Source organism: Streptomyces yangpuensis (assembly GCF_024666385.1).
GTDB classification, from domain to species: domain Bacteria; phylum Actinomycetota; class Actinomycetes; order Streptomycetales; family Streptomycetaceae; genus Streptomyces; species Streptomyces yangpuensis.
Genome location: NZ_CP102514.1, coordinates 458,873 through 480,047 on the forward strand (window position 1 = coordinate 458,873; position 21,175 = coordinate 480,047).

At 72.8% G+C, this 21,175-nt stretch carries 19 protein-coding genes; 7 read left to right on the forward strand and 12 right to left on the reverse strand.

Annotated features, from left to right (window positions below):
• Positions 1-155: 155 nt before the first annotated feature.
• The gene (locus NRK68_RS02260) at positions 156-383 is read right to left on the reverse strand and encodes a hypothetical protein (RefSeq protein ID WP_257854690.1); all 228 of its coding nucleotides are present in this window, start codon (positions 381-383) and stop codon (positions 156-158) included.
• 109 nt (positions 384-492) lie between these two features.
• Here NRK68_RS02260 and NRK68_RS02265 point away from each other — a divergent pair, with 109 nt between their 5' ends.
• Positions 493-927 (forward strand): DUF5958 family protein, encoded by a 435-nt coding sequence (locus tag NRK68_RS02265; RefSeq protein WP_257854691.1) that lies wholly within the window; start codon positions 493-495, stop codon positions 925-927.
• A gap of 51 nt (positions 928-978) precedes the next feature.
• Here the strand turns inward: NRK68_RS02265 and NRK68_RS02270 are convergent, their stop codons facing one another.
• The 4 genes from NRK68_RS02270 to NRK68_RS02285 form a co-directional block, all read right to left on the reverse strand.
• On the reverse strand, positions 979-1,419 hold the full coding sequence (locus tag NRK68_RS02270; RefSeq protein WP_257854692.1) for a CAP domain-containing protein: 441 nt from the start codon (positions 1,417-1,419) through the stop codon (positions 979-981).
• 449 nt (positions 1,420-1,868) lie between these two features.
• Positions 1,869-2,294 carry a subtilase-type protease inhibitor gene (locus tag NRK68_RS02275; RefSeq protein WP_183065995.1) on the reverse strand — a complete coding sequence of 142 codons (426 nt, stop codon included), beginning with the start codon at positions 2,292-2,294 and terminating at the stop codon, positions 1,869-1,871.
• Between the two features lie 587 nt (positions 2,295-2,881).
• Positions 2,882-3,940, reverse strand: coding sequence for a hypothetical protein (locus NRK68_RS02280; RefSeq protein ID WP_257854693.1), 1,059 nt, complete (start codon positions 3,938-3,940; stop codon positions 2,882-2,884).
• Between the two features lie 275 nt (positions 3,941-4,215).
• Positions 4,216-5,223, reverse strand: a complete 1,008-nt coding sequence (locus tag NRK68_RS02285) for a hypothetical protein (protein ID WP_257854694.1) — start codon at positions 5,221-5,223, stop codon at positions 4,216-4,218.
• A 601-nt stretch (positions 5,224-5,824) separates the two neighbouring features.
• Between NRK68_RS02285 and NRK68_RS02290 the strand changes: the two genes are divergently transcribed.
• The 4 genes from NRK68_RS02290 to NRK68_RS02305 all read left to right on the forward strand — a co-directional run bounded on the left by NRK68_RS02290 (position 5,825) and on the right by NRK68_RS02305 (position 8,358).
• Positions 5,825-6,250, forward strand: a complete 426-nt coding sequence (locus NRK68_RS02290; protein ID WP_183065992.1) for a pyridoxamine 5'-phosphate oxidase family protein — start codon at positions 5,825-5,827, stop codon at positions 6,248-6,250.
• 46 nt (positions 6,251-6,296) lie between these two features.
• A complete protein-coding gene (locus NRK68_RS02295; RefSeq protein ID WP_257854695.1) occupies positions 6,297-6,437 on the forward strand; it encodes a hypothetical protein in 141 nt (46 codons plus the stop codon).
• 261 nt (positions 6,438-6,698) lie between these two features.
• A complete protein-coding gene (locus tag NRK68_RS02300) occupies positions 6,699-7,736 on the forward strand; it encodes a hypothetical protein (RefSeq protein WP_257854696.1) in 1,038 nt (345 codons plus the stop codon).
• A gap of 55 nt (positions 7,737-7,791) precedes the next feature.
• A complete protein-coding gene (locus NRK68_RS02305; RefSeq protein ID WP_257854697.1) occupies positions 7,792-8,358 on the forward strand; it encodes a hypothetical protein in 567 nt (188 codons plus the stop codon).
• On the opposite strand, the gene NRK68_RS02310 is transcribed toward NRK68_RS02305, so the two are convergent.
• Positions 8,352-8,813, reverse strand: coding sequence for a hypothetical protein (locus NRK68_RS02310; RefSeq protein ID WP_257854698.1), 462 nt, complete (start codon positions 8,811-8,813; stop codon positions 8,352-8,354). The genes NRK68_RS02305 and NRK68_RS02310 overlap by 7 nt on opposite strands.
• Positions 8,814-8,849: 36 nt before the next feature.
• Positions 8,850-9,413: a GNAT family N-acetyltransferase gene (locus NRK68_RS02315; protein WP_183065989.1), complete on the reverse strand. Its 564-nt coding sequence runs from the start codon at positions 9,411-9,413 to the stop codon at positions 8,850-8,852.
• Positions 9,414-9,504: 91 nt separating this feature from the next.
• Here NRK68_RS02315 and NRK68_RS02320 point away from each other — a divergent pair, with 91 nt between their 5' ends.
• Positions 9,505-14,091, forward strand: coding sequence for a hypothetical protein (locus NRK68_RS02320; RefSeq protein WP_257854699.1), 4,587 nt, complete (start codon positions 9,505-9,507; stop codon positions 14,089-14,091).
• A gap of 56 nt (positions 14,092-14,147) precedes the next feature.
• Here the strand turns inward: NRK68_RS02320 and NRK68_RS02325 are convergent, their stop codons facing one another.
• From NRK68_RS02325 to NRK68_RS02335, 3 genes are all read right to left on the reverse strand, one after another.
• Positions 14,148-14,603: an RICIN domain-containing protein gene (locus NRK68_RS02325; RefSeq protein ID WP_220818766.1), complete on the reverse strand. Its 456-nt coding sequence runs from the start codon at positions 14,601-14,603 to the stop codon at positions 14,148-14,150.
• A 172-nt stretch (positions 14,604-14,775) separates the two neighbouring features.
• Positions 14,776-15,720: an AraC family transcriptional regulator gene (locus NRK68_RS02330; RefSeq protein ID WP_308296021.1), complete on the reverse strand. Its 945-nt coding sequence runs from the start codon at positions 15,718-15,720 to the stop codon at positions 14,776-14,778.
• Positions 15,721-16,229: 509 nt separating this feature from the next.
• Entirely contained in the window at positions 16,230-16,751 is a 522-nt protein-coding gene (locus NRK68_RS02335) for a ricin-type beta-trefoil lectin domain protein (protein ID WP_183065986.1), read from the reverse strand.
• A 277-nt stretch (positions 16,752-17,028) separates the two neighbouring features.
• On the opposite strand from NRK68_RS02335, the gene NRK68_RS02340 reads away from it, so the two are divergent.
• Positions 17,029-17,922 carry an RICIN domain-containing protein gene (locus tag NRK68_RS02340; protein ID WP_183065985.1) on the forward strand — a complete coding sequence of 298 codons (894 nt, stop codon included), beginning with the start codon at positions 17,029-17,031 and terminating at the stop codon, positions 17,920-17,922.
• A 93-nt stretch (positions 17,923-18,015) separates the two neighbouring features.
• On the opposite strand, the gene NRK68_RS02345 is transcribed toward NRK68_RS02340, so the two are convergent.
• Both NRK68_RS02345 and NRK68_RS36700 read right to left on the reverse strand, forming a co-directional pair.
• Positions 18,016-19,125: a glycoside hydrolase family 183 protein gene (locus NRK68_RS02345; RefSeq protein ID WP_257854703.1), complete on the reverse strand. Its 1,110-nt coding sequence runs from the start codon at positions 19,123-19,125 to the stop codon at positions 18,016-18,018.
• Between the two features lie 63 nt (positions 19,126-19,188).
• Complete coding sequence (locus tag NRK68_RS36700; protein WP_308296023.1) at positions 19,189-21,138, reverse strand: WD40 repeat domain-containing protein; 1,950 nt, start codon at positions 21,136-21,138, stop codon at positions 19,189-19,191.
• Positions 21,139-21,175 lie beyond the last annotated feature (37 nt).

Genomic DNA, 21,175 nt, shown 5'->3' on the forward strand with positions numbered 1-21,175 from the left:
ACCAGTTCAGCTCTCCTCTCCTTCGGTACCGAGCTCGTCCAGGGCCACCCGATGCGCTCCGGCCCAGACCCGGTCCCGCGCCACGGCGGAAGCTGAGTGCATGCCCGGCCGCGCCATCCAACCCCACCGTGAGCGCGGGCTCGGCGGTCAGGCGGTCAGGCGGTTTGCCGGCGCTCGGCCGCCTTGCGTGTCTTCACGCCGCCGGCGACGAGGGCCAGGCCCAGGGCGACGAGGCCGAGGTAGGCGGTGGACGGGAGGTCGACGACCTTGTGCAGCCAGCCCCACTCCGTGCCGAAGAAGGTCTGCGACGCGAAGCTGACGACCCCCTGGGCTCCTATGACGTAGCCGATGCTTTCGACGGTGTATCCAATGGTTGTTCGCACGCATCAACCCTCTCGCGGCGGTGCCGAGAGATCGTCCTCCGCAGGTCCGAAAGCCCAGTAGGCCGAAGGATGCAGTCCGCCCACCGAGGCGATGTGGAATGATCGGCGGATGTCGGGGATCAGCAGTGAGGACGGGCGCGCCATTCGGCGCGAGGCCGAGCGGGTCGTCAACGAAGTCGCCCAGGGTTTGCGCACGTTGGACGACGGGACGGCCTGGTTCTCGGCGCTTTCCCCCGTAGGACGGGAAACCGTCCTACGGGAAGTCGCCGGCTATGCGATGCAGGCCCACATCACGGCGGCGGACGGGCGCGAGGGGGTCGCCCGGTCCGGTGTGAAGCCGAGAGCCAACCCATCGGTGATGATCTGCATGGACCCACCTCGCTACGGCTTCGCGGGCCTCCCCGCCGACGAGCACGTCAAGGCGTTCCGTGTCCTCGTCTCGGTGTTCTCCGTCGCCGACACGCGCCGCAGACTGACGTACTGCAAGGGCACTTGCGGACACGCGTGGCACAACTTGCCCACGTCGCCCGGCGAAATGCCGTAGCCGCTGTACTCCGACCCGGGCGACGAAGGCCTACTCGTCCGGCGACGCGATTCACTGCTGGCAGCGCCCGAAGGTCACGACGTAGGTTCCGGCCTGACTCGCGCCGGCCCCGGCGCGGTCGGCCGCCCCCGGCTGGGCCCAGGCGCCGATCTCCCGCATCGACGGGTCGAGGATCCTCTGGCGGTGGCCCCACGTGCTGACGTTCATCCACCAGTTGACAGCGGCGTTCGGGGTTCCGGAGCCGCCCCAGCCGGTGTACGTGATCTCGGCGAAGGCCCAGGACCTCGGGTTCGGGCAGTAGCCTGCGGCCTTGATCCGGCTTTCCGGTGTCGAGCCGGTCTGCGGATTGCGATGCGAGTCCTGGTTCGGTCCCCACCACTTCAGCTGCACGGCGGCCGCGGAGTGCTGCTGCGCCGCCGTCGTCAGCGCCTGGTTCACCGTGAGGGCGGGCAGCCCCCTCTGCGTGCGCTGGGCGTTGATGAGGCATACCACCGCGTTCCGGACGGCAGTGTCGTTACTGCTGCTCGGCGCCCGGGCCGCGGCCGCCGTGTCGCAGGCGACGGCCGACGCCGGTGCTGCCGATACGGGAACCAGCGCGGCCGACAGGATTGCGGCCGCCGCGAGGCTCCTTGCGGTTCTGGTGTGTGAAGCGTGCCTGGTCAAGGAGGTCCACCTCCTGCGAACACGAACTGTGGTTTCCAGCGGTTGAGGTGCCACGTCGCGCGAGTGGCGGCGCGTGGCACAGGCCTCCGCCCTGGCCTCCCCTCCAGGCTGCCAGCCGTCGTACCGGCCCGCCATCCGGCCCGGAACGGGCCGGCCGACGGGCAAGGGGGCGGACGGACGGCTGGGCCGGCGGATGTACCGCCGCCTGCCCGGCCGCCCTCCGCGAGCCCATGGGCCGCCAACCTCCGGGGCTGGGCCGAGCTACAGGCTGCACGGCGTCAGAACGCATACACGGGATTGGAGTTCAGGTTCGCGGACATCACGCACGTGTTGGAGAAGGTGTGCTTCCAGGCCACGCGCCGGCCGTTCAGTACACCGTCCGCCGTGACCGTCACGGGGTCGAAGTACATCGGGCAGACCAGCGACGGGTCCGGCGCCGCCAGCAGGCGGTTGAGTTCGCCGTCGGTGGCGTTGAGGGCGTCGCACGCGGCCCGCGGGGCGGGGTGTGTGCCTTCGGCCGTATAGGCACAGCTCAGGGTGGTGGCGCGCAGGACGGTGTCCGTGGGCTCCCCGGAGCCCTGGATGACGGTGAAGACCATCGCGGACGGGCCGTGTGCACTGGCGGGTTGAGCCTCCGCGAGACCGGTGCTGCCTGCGAGACAGAGAAGGCTGAGGGCGGATACGGCGATGACGTGGTGACGCATGACAAGTTTCGCCTTCGATTCAAGGGTTGATTGGGGTTCATGGCTGCGATCTTGCGCTCAACTGAGGTTCAGCCTGGCAGGTCCAAAGGGGCGCCGCTAATCGGCGGTCGTTTTACGGACACGTCCTCCGCATACCGGACCGCAGTCGCGGGGCGGTCGCGCATTCACGCAGCTCGCGAGGCACATCCCGGGCCCCGCGCGGGGCGGGATGCGGGGTGTCGGATCCCTCGGCGGCCCCTACCTCCCTGGTGACGGCGTTGCACAGTGCGCCGGTTGGCAGTGAAGGGTGACGGGATGACTGCGGTCGGGCGGGCTCTCAGAGGAGACGGAGGTACGTCACGTCCCGAGGCTCCGGACCCCCGGCGGCCGTATTCACGGGTCGGGAGGAGGTGGACGAGGCGGGCGCCGGAGACGACCGAGGCGGTCGACCAAGCGGCGCCGGGCCAGTTCCCTGCGTGAGTGCACCTCGGTCGTCGTGAGGAACTACGGAGACCGGTGACGGAGGGGGGACCAGTGCCGAGCGGTACCGGGACCGGGGCCCGGGGCCGGGGCCTGGGCCCGGGGCCGGGGCCGGGGGCCGGGGCTGGTCAGTCCTGCGCGTCGCCGCCGCGCATGGTGCGCCATCCTTCGAGTTCTTTCAGCGCCTCCCGCGCCAACTGGGCGTAGTGCACCGGGCATTCCCACAGCTCGCGTGACGAGAGCTCGGCGGGCACGGGGGTGTCGGGGTGGTCGTCCGGCGCGTGCAGGTGGACCACCGCGCGGTACTGGGACTGCACGGTGGATTCGGCGGCGGGCCAGGGGTGCCGGGGGTGCTCGCAGGAGGCGTCCAGGTCGATGGTGGCGAGGGCGGCGGCCAGGTCGCGCGCGTACGAGGGCGGCAGGCCCCCGTACGACTGCGAAATGCCCATCCACAGGCACAGGAACACGGCGATCCGTTCCTCGTCCCGCACCTGCCCGGCGAGCCAGCGGCGGGCGGACCACAGGGCGACCTGGCCGCTGTTGTTCTCCCAGCTGCGGCTGAGCGCCTCCTGCAGGGTGACGACGTCGACGCCGCCGTCCTCCAGAAGGAACTGCGCGTCCAGGTGGGAGACGTCGATGCCGCCGAATAGCTCCTGGTGGGCCTCGTGCAGGCGAGCCAGGGCCTCGTCGGCGAGATCCGCGAGGAACCCATCGCAGTCGAATGCCGCCAGCTCCTCCTCGTCGAGACCGTAGTCCTCGGCGAACACGGCCCGTCCGGCCGCGGTGAGCATGCTCACTCCCGCCTCGACCTCGTACTCCGAGTCCAGGTCCGCGGGGTGGGCGTCGGGCGGGCAGGCGCAGGTGTCCCGGTCGAGCTGGGTACGGATTGCGTCCAGGGCCTGGATGTACGAGGCGAACAGGGACTTGCTGAAGATGCGTGCGGAGACGTACCAGCAGGTGGCGTGCAGGAGGATGGTGTATCCGGTCCGCTCGCGGCGGGCTTCCGGGGTGGCACCGCGGCCGAGGGCTTCCGTCGCGTCGTCGGCGAGGACGACGAGGGTCGATTCGGGATCCGCGTCCGGGTAGTCGCTGACGATCCCGGACAGGTCGGAGATCAGTTCGCGGTGGTCGGCAGACAGGGTGGGCGTCTCCTCATCGGTCTCCGGTGTCTCAGGTGTCTCATGCATCTCAGGCATCTCTTGCGTCTCATGCCTCTCTGGCATCTCTTCCGTCACATCTCTCACCGACGCTCGGGCAGGTCCGGGGGTTCCCCCGAGACGTCGGCGAGCCGCGCGGTGTGGCTCTACGTGCTGGAGGACGGCAGGCTTCGCTCGGCCCGGTTCCGCACCCGGCCGTGGCCCCATCGGCCGCCGCGGGCCGACCCGCGCCGCAGTCGGTGGGGCTGAGCTGCCACGGCCCACGAACCACCTGCCGGCGAAGAATCAGGCGGGCTACTGGAGGGCTACTGGACGCTCCAGCGCGGCGGGTGGGCCGGATCGGCCGGGCAGCCGAAGACGTTCAGTTCGCCCCACCGCCCGACGGTCACGTTCGTCGGTGTGCCCTCCTTGCGCTCCCTGGCGGACGGCCCGTCCTCGAGCGGGATCCAGCTGTACGTACCGCCGTCCCACTCCGAGCTGTCCACGGTGAGGACGAGCGCCATGGCTCGGCCGCAAACGGCGCAGTCCATCGGGTGGGGGTCGGTCAGGTGCCAGGACGCGAAGCCGCCGACCCGCCAGCCCGGCGGGATGGAGAGGTCGTACTGGTAGCGGCGGCGGGCGCCGCGCCGGGGCCCCGGCAGCAGCTCCCAGGCCGTGATGGCGGCCTCCAGTTCTGCGGGAAGCAGGCCCCCGTACTGGTAGGTGGTCACCTGTTCGGGGTGGAGTACGCAGGGCGCGGGCACGTACCCCTCGTAGCCGACGACCTCCGGCTCGGGCTGCTCGGTGAGCGGATCCGGCACCGCGTCCGAGCGCTGCCAGCGCAGTTCCACGTGCATGGCCAGGCCGGTCTCACCGTGCCGGTCGAAGGGGCACCAGAACAGCTGGAGGAGGTCGCAGCCGTCCGGCCCGGCCGGGAGATCGGGGACGTCCCTGCGATGGAACTGGGCCACGCCGAGGAGGGGGATCGGATCGGTGTCCTCCAGCCCGGGCACCTCGTATTCGTCGCGGAGTGTCCTCAGCAGCTCCTGCTTCTCCTCGCCGGCCGGGCGGCCGCCCCCGCTCACCCAGAACTCGGCGAGGAAGCGCTCCAGCCGGATGTCCTGCGGGCGCCGGCCCCGGTCGCGGGGGTGGGGATGCGTACACGCGGGCCACGGTGTGCCTGCGGGCCAGAGCAGGGGCCCGCCCACGTGGCTGTCCGTCACGGCCGGGGTGCCCGGCCGCGGATGGAGCCGGGTGGTGGTACCCCTGTGAGCGGCGAGGGCGGGAAAGAGGGCTTCCGGGTCGTACGGGCGCGGTGGTGTGGTGCGGGCCATGGCCACGACCCTACGGGCCGGCCGCCGACGCCCGGCTGAAGCCGGTCCGGAGCCGAGCGGCGCGGGCAGCCGACGGCCACCGGTCGGGCGGCGGCGCCGCCTCGACGAACGCCGGTTGGAACGGTACGGAGCGAGACTCCTCCGCGAGAATGCACCCACCGTAAGTCAAGGGCGGAAGGGCGTGGCGGAAGGACGTCGCATGGCGGTCATCGAGATGCCCGACGATTCCCAGGGGTGGCTCACGATGTGGCCGGAGCCGCTGGGCGAGGGCCGGTGGCTGGGGCCGGACGAGGTCTTCCGGGTCGGGTCCGACTACAACGGCGACGAGCCGGCCTTCTCCATCAGCTCCTGGACAGGACTGGACAGGACGACCCGTCGGTTCGGAAGGTCCATGTCCGGGTCGAGAACGGGGACTGCGACGCCGAGGTCACGGATCGGTCGGGCGCCGTGCTGGAGTGCGGGCACCAAAGGCCGGAAGGCGTCAACCGGCGCTGGCAGCCCTTTGTAGGGGGACGGTCACACGGAATGGTCCGGTGCGGGGAGGTGTTCTCCAGGACGTACGTCTGCAGGACCCTTTCCGCCCCGGTAGGAGGAGGATGTCGTGGCACTGTCCCGGACCGAGCGTGAGCAGTTCCTCGCCGAACCCCATATCGCCGCCCTCTCCGTGAACGCAGGCGATGACCGCGCGCCACTGACGGTACCGATCTGGTACGAGTACTCCCCCGGCGGCGACATCTGGATCATGACCGGCCGGGACTCCCGCAAGGCCGAACTGATCACTTCCGCGGGGCGGTTCAGCCTGATGGTCGACCGTGTGGAGCCGACGATCCGGTACGTGTCGGTCGAGGGCCCGGTCGTCTCGGCCGTGCCGGCCGCACGCGAGCAGCTGGAGTCGATCTCCGCGCGCTACCTGCCGGCCGACAAGGTGGACGGCTACGTCGACGACGCGTGGAAGAACCACGGCGAACAGGTCGTCTTCCACATGCGTCCGACGCGGTGGCTGAGTTCGGACCTCGGCCAGGTGTGACGCGGGGGCACGGACGCCGTCGGCTGCCCGGGCGACCGAAGAAGGGGTGATCCTGACGGATCCGGCCGTACGGTCGGATCCCGCGCCCACCCCTCTACAACCGGGAGTCGCCAAGTCCATCGGGATGCCCACCGCGATGTCCATCGAGCTGGACGTCCCGGAAAGCACACCCGCCAACGGCCGCTGATATCGGCCCTGTGGGCGGCCGGGCGGGTCCGGGGTGGGTCGTACCTCACTCAGGTCGTCGACCACCTCATGGCCGGGTGGCGGCCGGGGGCGCGGGTCGCCCGGCGGCGATCCCGGACCTCGCCGTCCCTCACCCCTTCGGCCTTGCCCGGCCCCGATCCGTTCCGGTCCCGACCCCTTGATGTCGTCGGTCAGACCTCAGGCCTAAGGTATGCCGGTGATCTTCAAGAGGAAGCGGAAGGCTACAGGCCTCACAGCCGCTGTGTCCGAGCTGCGGGAAGGCGTCGCCGCTCGCGATGGTGACCGTACCGAGCGTGCCTTCGCCGCCGTGATGGAAGGTGTGCCGTCGGCGTCGGACCCCGAGCGTGTGCTGGCGGGACCGCTGCTCGCGGCGCTGATCCCCGCCTTCCCGCCCACCGGTCCGCGGCCGATGCTGGCGATGGCGGCCGGCTACTGTGTCGAGCGCGGGGCGGATCCGGTGGCCTGCGCCGAGCCGATCCTCGGCGGCGTCCACCAGGACCTGCTCGACGCCCTCGAGTTCGCCCGCCGCTGGACCGCCACCGGCGCGGCCGGGGAGGAGCTCCCGGCGGCGGACGAGGAGATCATCGACGACGACCTGCTGGCCCGCCTGGGCGGCGACGCGGAGGAGGCGCTGCGGCTGGTGCTGGCCTGGTGCGCGATCGAGGAATGGCAGCCGCCCGCGCTGGCCGTGCTGTGCCGCAGCGCCGAGGTGCGCCGTGGGTGTTCCGCCGCGCTCCTTGCGGCCTGCCGCGAGCTGGTGGCCCTGCAGCGGCACGATCTCACATGCCTGGCCCACGCGCTGGCCGTGCTGGACGACGAGCCGCTCGTGGTGCTGCACAGGCCCACCGGGACCGGGTTCGAGGTGCGGATCGGCGGTATCGGGGACAACTTCCAGTTGCACACGCTGCTCGCGCACGTCCTTGTCGGCGGCGGACATGTCCCCGGCGAGAAGCCGTCGGCGGAGAGCGTCCGCCTGGCAACGGATCCCGAGCCCGCCCAGGGACGTAGCCAGGCCGTCGCGACCGGAGCCTTCGAGCTCCTCGCCCCGGACGGCGAGCGGATCTGGAACGAGGGGCTGCCGGACGACATACCCGTGGTGGAGGGACGCCGCCTGCTCGTGCTGGACGAGCCGACGTACACGCGCAGCTGGAACGCCGACCGGTTCTTCCCGCACATGCCGGGTGCGGCCGAGCTGGCGCGCGTCCTGACGGCCGACGAGGCACGGACCTGGTTCGCCCGCACGTCGCTCGGCGGCACGGACCACGACCGGCCCTCCTGACCCCCGGTGGTGGGGGGCGGGCGGCGCCCGGCGGTGCGGCGCGTACCGTCACCGTATGCATGATGACGTGTCCGTCGACATCGTGGGCGGTGTGGCAGGGTCAGGAGCCGTGGTCTTCGTGTGCGCGGCGTGCGGGGTGGCCCTGACGGCGCCCCTCGAACGGCTGCCCGCGGTTCCCGACCCTCCGTACTTCCCGTGGTGGGAATCCGGCGAGCGGGGCCCGTCGCCGGCGACCATGCCCGCAGGCCGGTACGCGATCGAGACGGAGCACTATGGTGCGCCCCTGGTCGTCACGGACGTGATCGCGCCCGCCATGCCGCGCCGCGGGACGATGGGCGACGGCCACGGGCGATGGCTCGTGTCGCGGGGGCCGCGGGGCAACATCGTCATCGATCCGGGCGACGCACGCGGGCTGGAACTGCGGCATGCCTCCGCGGCTTGCTGCGGAGCGACTCCGGACGGGGGCATGAACCAGGTGTGTGCCTGCGGAACGCTTGTCGCGACGCTCTGCTCCGACTGCTGTCTGCCCTACGAGCTGCACCTCTCGGCGGCCCATGTCCGCGCCGTACCCGCCCTCCACGCCGGAGCCGAGGAGGTCCGCCCCGGGCCGGCCGGTCAGTAGCGGAACAGCACCCCGCGCCAGGTCCATCCCGCGCGCAGGACCGTGGTGCGCAGGGGATCGCGCACGTCCCGTGTGTCAAAGCGCAGCGTCTCGACCTTGTGCCGGCGGCCGTCGGCGCCGCGCCGGAACTCCCACTGCCGGTACACCTTAAAGCCCCCACGGCCGTACTGCCGGCCGGAGTCGGGCGAGGGCTCCCACCGCTCCTCCAGGACGAGCACCTCGCGCTTGGCCGGCACCAGACGCATGCGGGTCTTGAGCGTCAGCCGCACCTGCGGGATCTCGCAGTCCGCGACCAGGTCGGCCTTCTCCTCGGGGCGGCCGTGGCGCACGTTGAACGGCACGTTCCGGTGGTTGAGCGCGAGGAGCGCTTCGCGGAGTTCCGTCGTGGGCAGGGGTCTGACACCACCGGCGGGGTACTCGGTGCCCGTCCACTTGTCCCAGATGCGTCGTCCCATGTCGGCTCTCCTCCGTGTCCGTGGACGTACCCGGGATCAGTGGGCCGTCCCCGAGCCGTTTCCCGGCCATTCCTCGCGCAGCATTCCGAACAGCACGGTGTCGTGGCGCTCGCCCGCCACCAGCACCGTGGACCTGCGGCGTCCCTCCTCGCGGAAGCCCGCCTTGGTGAAGGCGCGGACGGCGCGTTGGTTGCCGCTCCAGGTGTCGAGCTCGATCCGGTGCAGGCCGAAGGCCCCGAACAGGTGGCCCACCAGCAGGCGCAGTGCGTCGGAGCCGTGCCCGTGGCCCCAGCGGTCCCGTTCGCCGATGGTGATGCCGACCGTGGCCAGCCCGGTGAACGGGTCCAGGTCGCGGTAGTCGGCCATGCCGATCACCGCGCCGTCGGCCATGTCCTCGACAGTGAAGACGGCCGACTCCCTCGGGTTGAGCCGCAGCATGGTCTCGAAGGCGAGGCCGACGGCCTCCTCCGTGACCGGGCCGAAGCACGGGTCGCCGCCGGTGGCCCAGTGGACCACCTCCGGATCGTTGCGCCACCGGAGGTGGTGTTCCGCGTCCTGGGCACGAAGTGCCCGCAGCCGTACCAGTTTTCCTTCGATCATGCACAGATCATAGGACGCGCGCATGACCGATGATCTTGAGGCCTGGCTCCCCTCTGCCTCCGCTGTCAGTGGGGCGTGCCAGGATCGGATCATGAACTTCGTCGTGCCGCTCCCGTCGGACCCCAGCCGTTCCGAAACCGATGCGGACTGGGCCCGTTCGCACGGGCCGGCCGCGCAGGACGCCGCGCGCGGTGTGCTCACCGACGTCCGGGACCGCATCTCCCTGGCGTATCCGAAGGCCGGCCGCGCCCTGGACCAGTTGACCGGGCTCGCCCACCGGCTCCCTGCGGCTCATCTGCCCTGGTACTGGGACACGGTGGCCCACCGGTTCATGTCCTGGGACACGCGTTCCGCAGCTCGGGCCTACACCCGCGCCCGCGCGGCGGAACGGGAGCACGACCTGCCCGTGGACACGGCCTGGCGGCGGCAGAACGTCCTGCTCCTCGCCGGGTCCGGCGCCCTTCCCGTCAAGGAGCTGAGCGGGCACCAGGCCTGGCTGGCCACCGTGTTGGACCCGGCCGCCGCGCACGAGGAGTTCGTACGGGTCCTGGCGGCGTGGGCGGCCTCGCCCGGAGAGCTGCCCGCCGACCTGGCCCGCCGGGTCCGCGCCTCGGCCCGCGCCGCGGGCCTCGGCGGCCCGGAGGAGGCCCGGGTGCTGGCCCGTACGGTCGGCGTGGCGCGCGGGAAGGCCCTGCCGGACACGCTGCTCGACGCGGTCGCGGCGCTGCTCGCCGAGCATCCGCAGGACGACGAGGTCCTCGCCGCCCTGCTGGACGTCTTCCCCGAGTCGAAGAAGGACGCGGCCGCCTGGCTGCGTGTCCTGCTGCGCTCCGGCGCCGCCGGCGCGGCCGCCTCCGGCCGGATCACACCGGAGGGCGGTCTCGCCGCCTGGCTCGGCCACTACACCCGGGCCTACTCGCACTACCGGGTGCCGTACGGGGGCGTGGCCCGGCAGCCCATGCCGGCGGAACTGTTCGACCTGGTCACCCTGTTCGCGCCCCGGCTGCGTGCCGCCGAGGCCCCGGTCACGCTGCACGAGGACCGCTGGCGCTGGCCCGGCCTCGACGCGGACCTCCTCGACCTCTGCCTCGCCGAGGGGCTGACCGTCGTCGATCCGGGCGAGAACATCCGGCTGAGCTTCTGGGGTGACCGCTCGCGCCGCGACCTCAAGGCCCTCGCCGCGGACCCGGTGTTCGGGCCGCGGCTGGAGGGCACCGTGCACGCCGGGCTGCGCGGCGGCGGCACCGCCATCACCCGCCTCCCGGAGAATCCGGGCATCGCCGCCGAGGTGCACAGCCGCGTCGAGAGGCTCCTCGGGGCCCTGGCCGACGGCGGCCTGGCCGCCGCCGACGAGGCCGTGGAGGAACTGGCCGAGCTGCTGGACCGGCCCACGGCCACCGCCCTGGACGGCATCGACGAGGCCCTCGCCGCCCTCGACGCGACCGGCCCGCTCGCCCGGGCGCTGCGCGCCGGCCTCCCCGAGGAACTGGGCTGGCCCGCCCTGGAGGAGGCTCTCGCGGCGCTCGCTCCCGAGGACGTCGCCGGGGTCACGTGCACCTGGCCGGTCCTGACGGTCTACGGCGGCTCGAAGGCCGTGGCCGTCGCACCCGGCGCCGTACGCGCCTCCACCGGCTTCACCCTCCCCGAGGACGCGGCCCACCACGTCGTGCACTACGTGGGCGGGCAGTTCCTGGTCAGCTGGTCCACCGATGCCGAGGACCCCTTCGGTGGGCGGGCCTTCTGGTCCGACCGGCCCGAGGAGGTCTTCGTACCGGCGCGGAGCTACGGTCTGCGCCCGTACGGCGGCAGCATCCAGGGCGGCCTCGGCTACCAGTTCGAGACCCGGGACGGAGGCGGCCGCCACGACGGGGAGCGCGTCCTGCGCCCCGGCGGGCACGAGGGCATCGACCACCACGACTTCCAGATGGGCGACGGCACCCAGGTGTGGAGCTCCAAGGTCTTCGCGGGGCGCAAGGGCTGGGCCCGGGTGGATCCGGTGACGGGCGAGCGCGCCGTCGAGCACACGCTGCCGGCGTTCCACGGCTCGGCCGATCTGCCCGACGGCATGGCCTTCTTCGGTGACCAGTTGACGCTCGCCGCCCTCCCGGCGGACGCCCCGGCGTCTCCCCTGGGCCAGGACGGCGCCCTCACCGGCTGCAGGGTGCTGCACCGCACCCCGTACGCGGGCCCCTCGCCGACCGAGTTCGTGCTCGAAGGCATCGACGGCCGCCGCGCCCGCTACCGCAGTCGGCGCCCGGGCCGCCGGCCCTGGGGCATCATCCGCCTGCCGCAGGGCGGCGAGGACGCCGTGCTGGCGGGCGAGACGGCCATCCGCTGCCATGCCGCCGAGGACAACTCGCTGCTCTGGGAGGTCCACGGATTCCCCGGTCCGGACGCCTCGCGGCGGGTCCGGCCGTCGGGCCACAGCGTGGGCCCGTATCCGCCGCCCGCCTTCTGGCACTTCCTCGCCCCGCGCGACCCGGCTTCCTCCGAGGCTCTGCGTACGCTCGGGGACGAGACCGTGCGCGCCCTCCTCGACGCGGCCGTGCGGAGCGCCGACCACGGCACCCTGCGGGAGCGTGTCGCCCGGCTGCTGCCCGGGGTGCCGGAGCCGAGGGTGGTGGACGGTGTCGTGCGGGCCGCGCAGCTCGCGGCCGACGTGCTGCGGCGGCGCGAGGAGCTCTCCCGCCGTGTCGGCATCATGCGGGCGGGTCCCGCGGTCGAGCTCCGCTCCCCCGTCCCCGACACGGTGCTCGCCCCCGCTCTGAGCGGACTGCTGCCGTATGTCCGCCCGTACGGGGCCTACGTACCGGGAGCGCACCCCGCGACCCTGACCGCCGTCGCGGCCGAGGGGCGCCACCTGCGCGGTGAGATCGACGACGAGGCGAGGCTGCTGGCCCTGCCGGCGACTCCGGCGCCCTGGACCGCGCTGCTGGGCTCCATCGACGCGGTGGCGTGGCGCGCCGTCGTCCATACCACCTCCGACGAGGACCGCACGGCGCTCGCGGCACTGCTGGAGACGTGGGCGGAGCAGCCGTTCGCCGCGCGCGGCGGACGCTGGCGCGCGGGAACCGGGAACGGCGCGAGCGGCCTGCACACGGGTGCCCCGTCCGTGCGGCCTGCCACCGACGGGCTTGCGGACGGCACCGCCGACGGGCCTGCGGACGACGCGGTGCGCAGCGTCGACCGGGACGACGCGGGGCGGCTGCCGGTGCTGCTGGCCCTGGTGAAGGAGCGCGGCCCCCTCGCGCTGTCACCGGAGGCGGTCGAGGTGTTCGTACGGCGTACGGGTGTACGGCGGGCGATCGCCACGCTGGTGCTGGGCGGTCTGCCGCAGCATGGCGACTGCGACGTGCACCTCAAGGCGCTCAGGGCCGCGCCGTACAAGGCGAACAAGGCGATGGCCCAGGAGTACGACGGGCTGTGCCGGCGTCTCGGCGACAACGGCAGCCGGGCGGTGCTCGCCGCGGGCGTCCCGCGGGATCCCGCCGAGCTGTGGGAGCCGGGCGGCATGACCGCGGCCGCCGAGCGGATGGCCGACGCGTGGGCGGGGCTGCTGGGCACCACCGAGTACATCGACGAGGACCTCGTCGCCGCCCTGGAGGCGGATCTGGGGCTGGGGGCCGGCTGGGCCCTCGCCCTGACCGGGGGCCCGGAGGCCGCCGGCCGCTATGTGCCCGGCGCCGCGGGCGTGCTGGTCGGCGCCATCAACGGCGGGCTGGCCCTGCGCCACGCCGAGGCCGACGGCAGCGCCGGCCGCCCCGTCTTCGTGCAGCATCCGGTGCACGCGGCCCCGGCGTCGGCCGTGGCGTGGGCACTGACCGAACTCCCGGTCGGCGATCCGGCCGCCGCCGGCGCCGCCGCGGTGCACGCCGCGCTGCGGGCCCGGATGGACGATCCGAGGACCCTGATCCCGCTCGGCCGGCACTTCGCGCTGGGCCGGGCCGTGCCCGAGGATCCCGCTTTCGGCCCGTACGAGGGCGTCGTTCTCCCCTGCCCGGAACCGCTGTACCGGGAGGACACCGTGCCTTCCACCGCCCATGACGACGGGGTGTTCGTGGTGTCGGTGCCCGGCAGGGACGTGTTCCTGCGGCCGGCCGCGCTCGCCGACCCGGCCGGGGTCGAGCGGGCCGAACGGCTGTGCGCCGAGCTGGGGCTGTCCGATGTGCTGGCCGCCGTCCGCCGGATCCAGGTGGTCCGCGGCGAGGGCCCGGACCGGATGCTCGCCCGCGCCTCCGACACTCCGGTCCCGCCGGGGGGCTACGAGCTGAACCCGGCCCTGAGCGTCCCGGAGCTGGTGGCCGAGGCCGCGTCGGCCCTCGGCGTGGGCGCCGACGCGGCCGCGCTCTACCTGCAGTTGCTGGCGCTGGCCCGGCCCACCGACCAGAACGTGCGCCGCTGGAACGGCTGGAGCCCCGCCCGGCACAAGGCGGCTCAGGCGGAGCTGGTGGCAGCGGGCGTGGTGGAGACCGGACGGCGGGCGCGGGCGGGCCGGACGGCGTTCGTCCCCGGCCCGTGGACCGAGCTCAAGGCCCCGCACCTGCCGCTCGAAACCGCCAAGCTCGGCCCGTACGCGGCCCGCGTCGGACGGTCGGAGCCGGAGATGCCCTTCCTGCGGCTGTTGTCCCCGGTCCCGCCGCACGAACTGTTCGCCGAGGCCTGGCGCGCGGCCCGCTAGCGAAACCGGTGCCCGCCCTCGGGGGGCGGGCACCGGTCCCGTTCACGATCCGGGGATCAGGTCCACTTCTGGTAGCTGCCCGAGTTGCAGCCGTGCGTGTAGACGCTGCGGGCGGCATTGCTGTCCAGGCAGAAGCCGGTCGCGACATTCTGCAGCCGGTAGACACCGCCGCTGTTGGAGATGACCCACTTCTGGTAGCTGCCACCGTTGCAGGAGAGGGTGTAGACGCTCTGGGCGGCGTTGCTGTCCAGACAGAAGCCTGTTGCCTGGTTCTTGAGGGTGTAGCCGCCGCTGACCGAGGTCACGGTCCACTTCTGGTAGGCGCCGGTGTTGCAGCCGTGCGTGTAGACGCTGCGGGCGGCATTGCTGTCCAGGCAGAAGCCGGTCGCGACGTTCTTGAACTGCTCGGTCCCGGGCACGGCCGCCTGCGCCGGCGAGGAGAGGGCCATGACACCGGCACCGGCGAAGACCACGGACGACATGACGGTGGCAAGAGACTTACGGGTGAACACGTCGGTTCCTTTCGTCTGATGATCGGCAGGCCCTTCCCCACGCCGTGTGCGTGCGTCGGTGCGGGTGGGCGGCCTGCACTCAGCATCGGCCTTGGGTGCAGACGACAGCTATCCGCTATCGGCGGCGGTGCGCGCACATTTCCGGATAGCGCGGACCGCGAGGAACGAGCGATCAGTCGGATCCGCGTACGGTGCGCAGGGTCTGCGAGGGGGTCTCCCCGTAGGCCGCCCGGTAGTGGCCGGTGAACCTGCCGAGGTGGGTGAAACCCCACCGCAGCGCCACATCGGTGACGTTGTGAGCCGCCCGGCCGTCGTCCGCGGCCAGCAGGTCGCGCCGTACGAGGCCCAGCCGGACGCCGCGCAGGTACGCGGACGGGGTGGTGTCCAGGTACCGCCGGAAGCCTTCGCGCAGACTGCGCACGCTGACACCGGCCGCCCGCGCCATGTCGGCCGCCGCTATCGGCTCGTGGGCGTGCTCGGAACAGAAGTCCCTGGCGCGGCGGACCGCACGCGGCACGGCGGCGGTTCCCCGGCCGGCCACCGCCTCGCTCAACGTGTGGGGCTGGACATCCAGCAGCCCGTTCACCAGCAGTTGCTCGAAGTGGCCCGTGGCCAGGGGCGACCGGGCCGCCAGGCCGGAGCCGGCGAAGTCGGCGAGCTGCCCCACCAACTCCAGCCAGCCCTGCACCGGGGCCGCCGTGTTGTCCAGAACGGGCTCGAAGGACAGCGGCTCGTACGGCGGCTCGCCCAGCCGGACGGTGAGGGCGTCGTCGACCGCCGCCTTCGGGATGATCAGGATGCGGTTGACGCTGCCCTGGTTCCGGCGCGTCGAGCCCCTCTGCTCCGGTCCCACGACGCCGATTGCGGAGAGGAGTCCCTTGCGGTTCATGGTGACGGCACCGTGACCGGCGATCGGGATGTGCACGTCGTAGAAGTCCAGCGGCTCGGCCGAGGTGAGGTCCACCTCCGCCCCGGGACCCCGTTCGTAGAGCACCACCGATCCTTGATGCACGCAGCGGAAACGGCCCCTACCCCCGCACTTCCTCGCCTCAACCGGCCTGCCTTGAAAGGAATTTGCCATGGTTTCCGGCCCCCCGTCCGATGGCTGCCGCCCCATCCTGGCACGCGTTCGGCGCGGATCCCGGCCGCCGCGGTCCGGCTGGCCGGTAGACCCACCAGACCGGTGAGGCACTCCGGACGGATCGGGTTCCCGCCGAGTTCCAGCCCGGTTCCCGTCCGGTCCCGGTCCGGTTGCGTTCCGGATCGCCGCGAGGGCGGCCGGGGCGAACGGCGGGGTCGGGGCCTCGCCGATGCCGCGTACCCCGTACGGCGCGCGGGTCGGCCAGTGCGAGGTGATCGACGAGACGGCAGGGGTCTCGCCGGTCGAGTGCCGACATTCCGGTTCGACTTCCGCGACCTCGTCTCCCGGCACACCTCCATGACGGTGGGGAGGGCCTCGCCGTCGGCGGCGAGGCCCCTGCCCACCCTCCAGGAAAAGGCCGACGGACGCCCCCGCCGGATACCGGCCGCCGAACCGGTGGCGGCCGGGTGGATGGTCACCTGCTGGACGCCGTCTCGCCGCCCTTGAGGGCCGTCTGCCGGACGGCCCTCAAGGGGCGGGAGTCGTCAGCGCCAGGTCTGCTGGGGGCTCCCGTTGCAGGTCCAGAGCTGGACCTTGCCGCTGTTGTAGTTCTCGTTCACGTCGTGGTCCAGGCACTTGCCGTTGTACTTCAGGCGGATCGTGCCGTCCTCGCCGCGGGTCCAGGTTTGCTGCGGCTGGCCGTTGCAGGTCCACAGCTGGACCCGGCCGCCGTTGTTGTTGATGGTGTTCGTGTCGGCGTCCAGGCACTTGTTGTTGTTGAAGTCGACCTTGAGCGCCCCGGACGGTTCGAGGATCCAGCGCTGATTGGCGGCGAAGTTGCAGTCCCACACCTGCACCTTCCCGGGGTTGTCGTTGATGGTGTTGGTGTCCGCGTCCAGGCATCGGTTGCTGAGCTGGACCCGGTAGGAGACCGCGGCGGCGCGTGCCACCGGGGTCCGGTCTCCGTTCTCCGCGGCGCCCGCGGCTCCTTCGGCCGCGGCCAGGGGCAGGAGCAGGAGGGCCAGGGCGGCCGACAGGTTGCGGGCGGTACGGGTGTCGAAGCGCATGGCTGATGGACCTTTCGTCAGGGAACGGGTCGGCGGCGGGGCGGGGCGGCCGGGCCGGAGCCGCTCGAAGGCGGGGGCCGGAACCGCGGGCTGCACCTCGGAGGGGTGAAACCGCCGACTGGATGCTCCGAGTTTGTGGCGGTCCGTCAGGGTCTCGCAACCTTGTCCCTGTTGCTTCACGTATATCGGGATCCCTACCCTCCTGACCTGCCGGGATGGGTCCGTCCCGGGACCGGGTGAGCCCCCTGTGGGGCAGCCACTGGGAGAGAGGGCAGCCGTGAACCACCTCGATGGCACCGGCCGGCACGTCACGGCCGCCCGACGGCTGGGGGATGCGCTGCGGGCGCGGCAGCAGCGGTCCGGAATGACGCTGAGGGATCTGGAGCAGCGGGCACTCGTCAGTGATTCCTCGCTGTCGCGCTACTTCCGCGGGTCGACGGTGCCGCCCTGGACGGTCGTACGGGACATCTGCCGGGCCATGGACACCGACCCGGACGGCTACCGCGCGCTCTGGGAGGCCGCGGACCGGGCGCAGAGCCGGCCGCCGTCCGGCCCGGCGGCAGACGTAGGTGCGGGTACGGATGGTGAGGCGGCCGCGGCACCGTCCGCCGTCATCCCTTCCCCGGCCCGGGAGGCGCCGGGTGGTACGGCCCAGCCCCTGGCGTCGCCGGAGGCGCCGCTGGTCGCACGGCAGGCTGCCGCTCCCGGCGGCCGGGGCGGCGTCGCGCGCTGGGGGTGGACGGCCGCCGGGTTCGTGGCCGGTCTCGTCGTGGGCGTCGGTGGCACGGTGCTGCTGGAGGAGTCGCCGGCCCCCGGCACGGCCCGCGTCTTCCGGAACAAGGCTGCCGAGACCTGTCTGGACGACAGTGTCGAGGGGCTGCGGAGCTGGCCCTGCAACGGGCTGCACTACCAGGAATGGGAGTTCCGCCCCCACCGCTCCGGGCCCGGAGACCTTCGGAACCGGGCGACCGGGGCCTGCCTGGACGGCGGCGGCACGGCTCCGCGGGCGCGTTCGTGCGACGGCTCGACGCACCAGGACTGGACGGTCACGGGCCGGGAGGACGGCACGCTGCAGCTCCGCAACCTGGCCACCGGCGCCTGTCTGGAGGCGGGGGCCGCGGCCCTGACGGCCCGGACGTGCGACGGGAGCGACCCGCAGCGCTGGACCTGACCGGACGGAACGCGCCGGTCCAAGTCCGTCGATCGACCGTCAGGCAGTCGGGTGATCGGGCAGTCGGATAGTTGGCAGTCGGCAGTCGGGCAGTCAGGCCGGTACCAGCCCGCGGATGCGGAACTGCATCACCCGGTAGGGCCAGCCGGTCGCCGTCCGCCACTGGCTCACCGTCAGGTGCAGGTCGTCGAGGCGCGAGCCCGGGATCACGTATCCGCCGTAGGGCTGGGCGACATGGGCCCCGCCCTCCTGTCCCCAGGCCGCACCGTGGATGAGGGTGCGCCGGTAGGCCGTGGTGAGGTCCGCGGTGGGCCGGTCCACGACGAGGGCGTCGATGCGCGCCGCCGCGGCGTCGAAGCAGACGAGCAGCCAGCGCCCCCCGAGCCGGCGCAGGCACAGTTCACCGAAGCCGCCGTCCAGGACCGGTGTCGGCGGGTTGCCCCAGCCCCAGGAGCCCGCGCGGTGCCCCCAGGAGGTGTACGCGGCGGGGTCGGCGATGGCGTCCGCCGGTACACGGTGCAGCAGGAGCGGGCCGCTGCGCCCGTAGCCGGTCGAGTAGAGGTAGACGTATCCGTCCTCGCCGAGTGCCCAGGTCAGCAGCTGGAAGAGTCCGCCGTGGACGTCGCCCGGGAACCGGGCCCCGGTGGACCGCCAGGTCCGGCCCGCGTCCTGCGAGCGCCAGATCTCGCTCCACAGCACGTTGCCCCATCCCCGGTGCACGCTGCAGTGCAGGAAAAGGGTGCCGCCGACGAGGATCACGTCGGACGGCAGTACGGTGCTGAACAGCGGGTTGTCGTGTTCGTAAGCCCACAGTTGCCGGGCGTGCTCGCCCCCGACGGCCCCGCTCCAGGTGATCCCCTCGTCGAGGCGCGAGGTGGTCGAGTACAGGCCGACCGGCGAACGCCACCAGCCGCCTCCCACCCGGGCCTCTTCGAAGGTGTCGCCGAAGACGAAGAAAGTTCGGCCGTCCGGGAGCCGCACCGGAATGCCGAGGTCGGTCGCCTCCATCCGGAAACGCGTCGTGATGCCGGGACCGGTGAGGTCCCGGACCTTCACGACGTGGAGTGCGTCGGCCTCGGCGGCATCGGCCTGGTGGCCGTCGGCCCTGCCGGTTCCGGCGAGGCCCGCCGCGCCGAAGGCCGCCGCAGCGGTCGCCCGCAGGAAGGTCGACCGGCGCACCCCCGGCCCTCGTACACCCGTCACGCCCGGACAACCCGCCGAGCGGCCCGGACGTCACGCCCCCGCACACGAAGGGTCCGAGGGTCGTCACGTGGTGGGGCAGGGCGGGGTGAAGCCGACCGCGGGAAAGTGCTGCGCCCATTGGGCCTTGGTGATGCGGGGATGGGCGCTGTCGCAGATGCGGGTGGTGACCTGGGCCGGGCGGGTCTCCCGCAGCCGGATCGTGAAGTCGTTGCCGCCGGTGGCCAGGGTGTTGCCGTCCGGGGTGAAGGCCACGGCCGGTACGGGGTTCGCGTGGCCGGAGAGGACGGTGGGGGGTGCGGCAGGAGCGCCCGATGTGTCCCACAGGCGGGCGTTCCCGTCCGCGGCTCCGGCGGCCAGGCGGCGGCCGGACGGGTCGAAGGTGAGCGTGTAGAGCCAGGAGTCGGAGGCCGGCAGCTGGGTGGTCTTCGCCGGGTGGTGGATGTCGTGGGCGTCGATCAGCCAGACGGTCCTGTCCGTTCGGTGGAAGGCGGCCAGGGTCCGGTTGTCCGGACTGAACACGCCGCCGGTCAGCGGGTCGGACCGGAAGGGGGACGGGAGTTCCCGGGGGTCGCGTGGTCGGGTGACGTCCCAGAACCGCAGCGAGCCGGACTCGCCGGTGCTGGTGACCAGGGTGCGGCCGTCCGGCCGGAACGAGGCCGTCGTGACGTGGGGTCCGTTCTCGGCGATCCGGCTCAGCGGCCGGGGGTCGGCGGGGTCGGTGAGGTCCCACAGGCCGGCTCCGGCCTGTGCCCAGAGGGCCAGGAGGCGGCCGTCCGGGGAGAGGGCGGCACCGGCGACCTCGCCCCGGTCGGGGGCGATGACCGATGTCAGGCGGGGCTTGCGGGAATCGGTGATGTTCCAGACGCGGGCGGTGCCGTCCTCGCTCGCGGTGACGAGGGTGCGCCCGTCCGGGCTGAAGGTGACGCACCGGACGAACCTGGTGTGTCCGCGCAGGGCCGACAGCGGCCACAGGGCGCGGCCGCCGGTGACCTGCCACAGGCGTGCGGTGCCGTCCCAGCTGGCGCTGGCGAGCAGGTGCCCGCCGGGTGCGAACGCCAGGGAGGTGACGACGTCGTCGTGGGTCGCGAGGGAGAGGTCACGCAGGTCCAGGAGGCGGTCGGAGTTGGCGAACACGCGGCCGTCCGGACTGAACGCGGCCTGGTAGAAGCCGCCCTGGACGGTGCTGGTCCGTTGGGGGTCGGTGGGGGTGGTGACGTCCCAGAAGTGGGTGGCTCCGCCGACCGAGGCGAGGGTGGTGCCGTCCGGGCTGAAGGCGACCGACCAGACGATCGCGGGGTGGACGGGCAGCACGGCCGGTGGTTGCGCGCGCCGGTCGGCGGTGAGGGGCCAGATCCGGGCGGTGCGGTCCCAGCTGCCGGTCGCCACGGTCTTGCCGTCGGGACTGAAGGCGGCCGAGGTCACGGTGTCGGTGTGGCCGCGCAGGACGTCGAGGAGGTGCGGGTCCGCGGGGTCGTGGACGTCCCACAGTCGGGTGGTGGTGTCGCCGGTGGTCGCCGCGGTACGGCTGTCCGGGCTGAACGTCACCGAGGTGACCGTGCCGGTGTGTCCGGGCAGGGTGGCCAGCAGCCGGGGACGGCGGGGGTCGTTCGCGTTCCACAGCCGGGTCGTGCCGTCGGTGTGACCGGTGGCCAGGACACCGTCACCGCCGGGCCGGTACGCCACCCAGCTGGGGGCGGCGGACGGCTGGCCGGGCAGGGTGCCGAGCTCGGTGGGTGCGCGCCGGTCCGTCACGTCCCAGAGCCGTACGGAGCGTTCGTCGGCTGTGGCCAGGACGCAGCCGTCCTCGTCGAAGGCCACGGACATCAGCCGCTCGGGGTGGTCGACGGCGGCCAGCTGTACGGGGTGGTGGGCGTCCCGGACGTCCCACAGTCTGGCCGTGCGGTCCCAGCTCCCGGTGGCGAGGACTCCCCCGCCGGGGGCGACGGCGGTCGAGACCACGTCGGAGGTGTGGCCGGTGAGGCGGCTCGTGTACGGGGTCGCGAAGGTGCTCATGAGCTGATCGCGGACGTCACGGGTGGCTGCCAGCCGG

Coding starts and splice junctions, on each gene's coding strand:
- NRK68_RS02335 (WP_183065986.1), bottom strand. CDS start 16,751: ATGCGCTTCGACACCCGTACCGCCCGCAACCTGTCGGCCGCCCTGGCC.
- NRK68_RS36700 (WP_308296023.1), bottom strand. CDS start 21,138: ATGAGCACCTTCGCGACCCCGTACACGAGCCGCCTCACCGGCCACACC.
- NRK68_RS02280 (WP_257854693.1), bottom strand. CDS start 3,940: ATGCATGAGACACCTGAGACACCGGAGACCGATGAGGAGACGCCCACC.
- NRK68_RS02285 (WP_257854694.1), bottom strand. CDS start 5,223: ATGGCCCGCACCACACCACCGCGCCCGTACGACCCGGAAGCCCTCTTT.
- NRK68_RS02320 (WP_257854699.1), top strand. CDS start 9,505: ATGAACTTCGTCGTGCCGCTCCCGTCGGACCCCAGCCGTTCCGAAACC.
- NRK68_RS02305 (WP_257854697.1), top strand. CDS start 7,792: ATGCATGATGACGTGTCCGTCGACATCGTGGGCGGTGTGGCAGGGTCA.
- NRK68_RS02310 (WP_257854698.1), bottom strand. CDS start 8,813: ATGGGACGACGCATCTGGGACAAGTGGACGGGCACCGAGTACCCCGCC.
- NRK68_RS02315 (WP_183065989.1), bottom strand. CDS start 9,413: ATGATCGAAGGAAAACTGGTACGGCTGCGGGCACTTCGTGCCCAGGAC.
- NRK68_RS02330 (WP_308296021.1), bottom strand. CDS start 15,720: ATGGGGCGGCAGCCATCGGACGGGGGGCCGGAAACCATGGCAAATTCC.
- NRK68_RS02275 (WP_183065995.1), bottom strand. CDS start 2,294: ATGCGTCACCACGTCATCGCCGTATCCGCCCTCAGCCTTCTCTGTCTC.
- NRK68_RS02265 (WP_257854691.1), top strand. CDS start 493: ATGTCGGGGATCAGCAGTGAGGACGGGCGCGCCATTCGGCGCGAGGCC.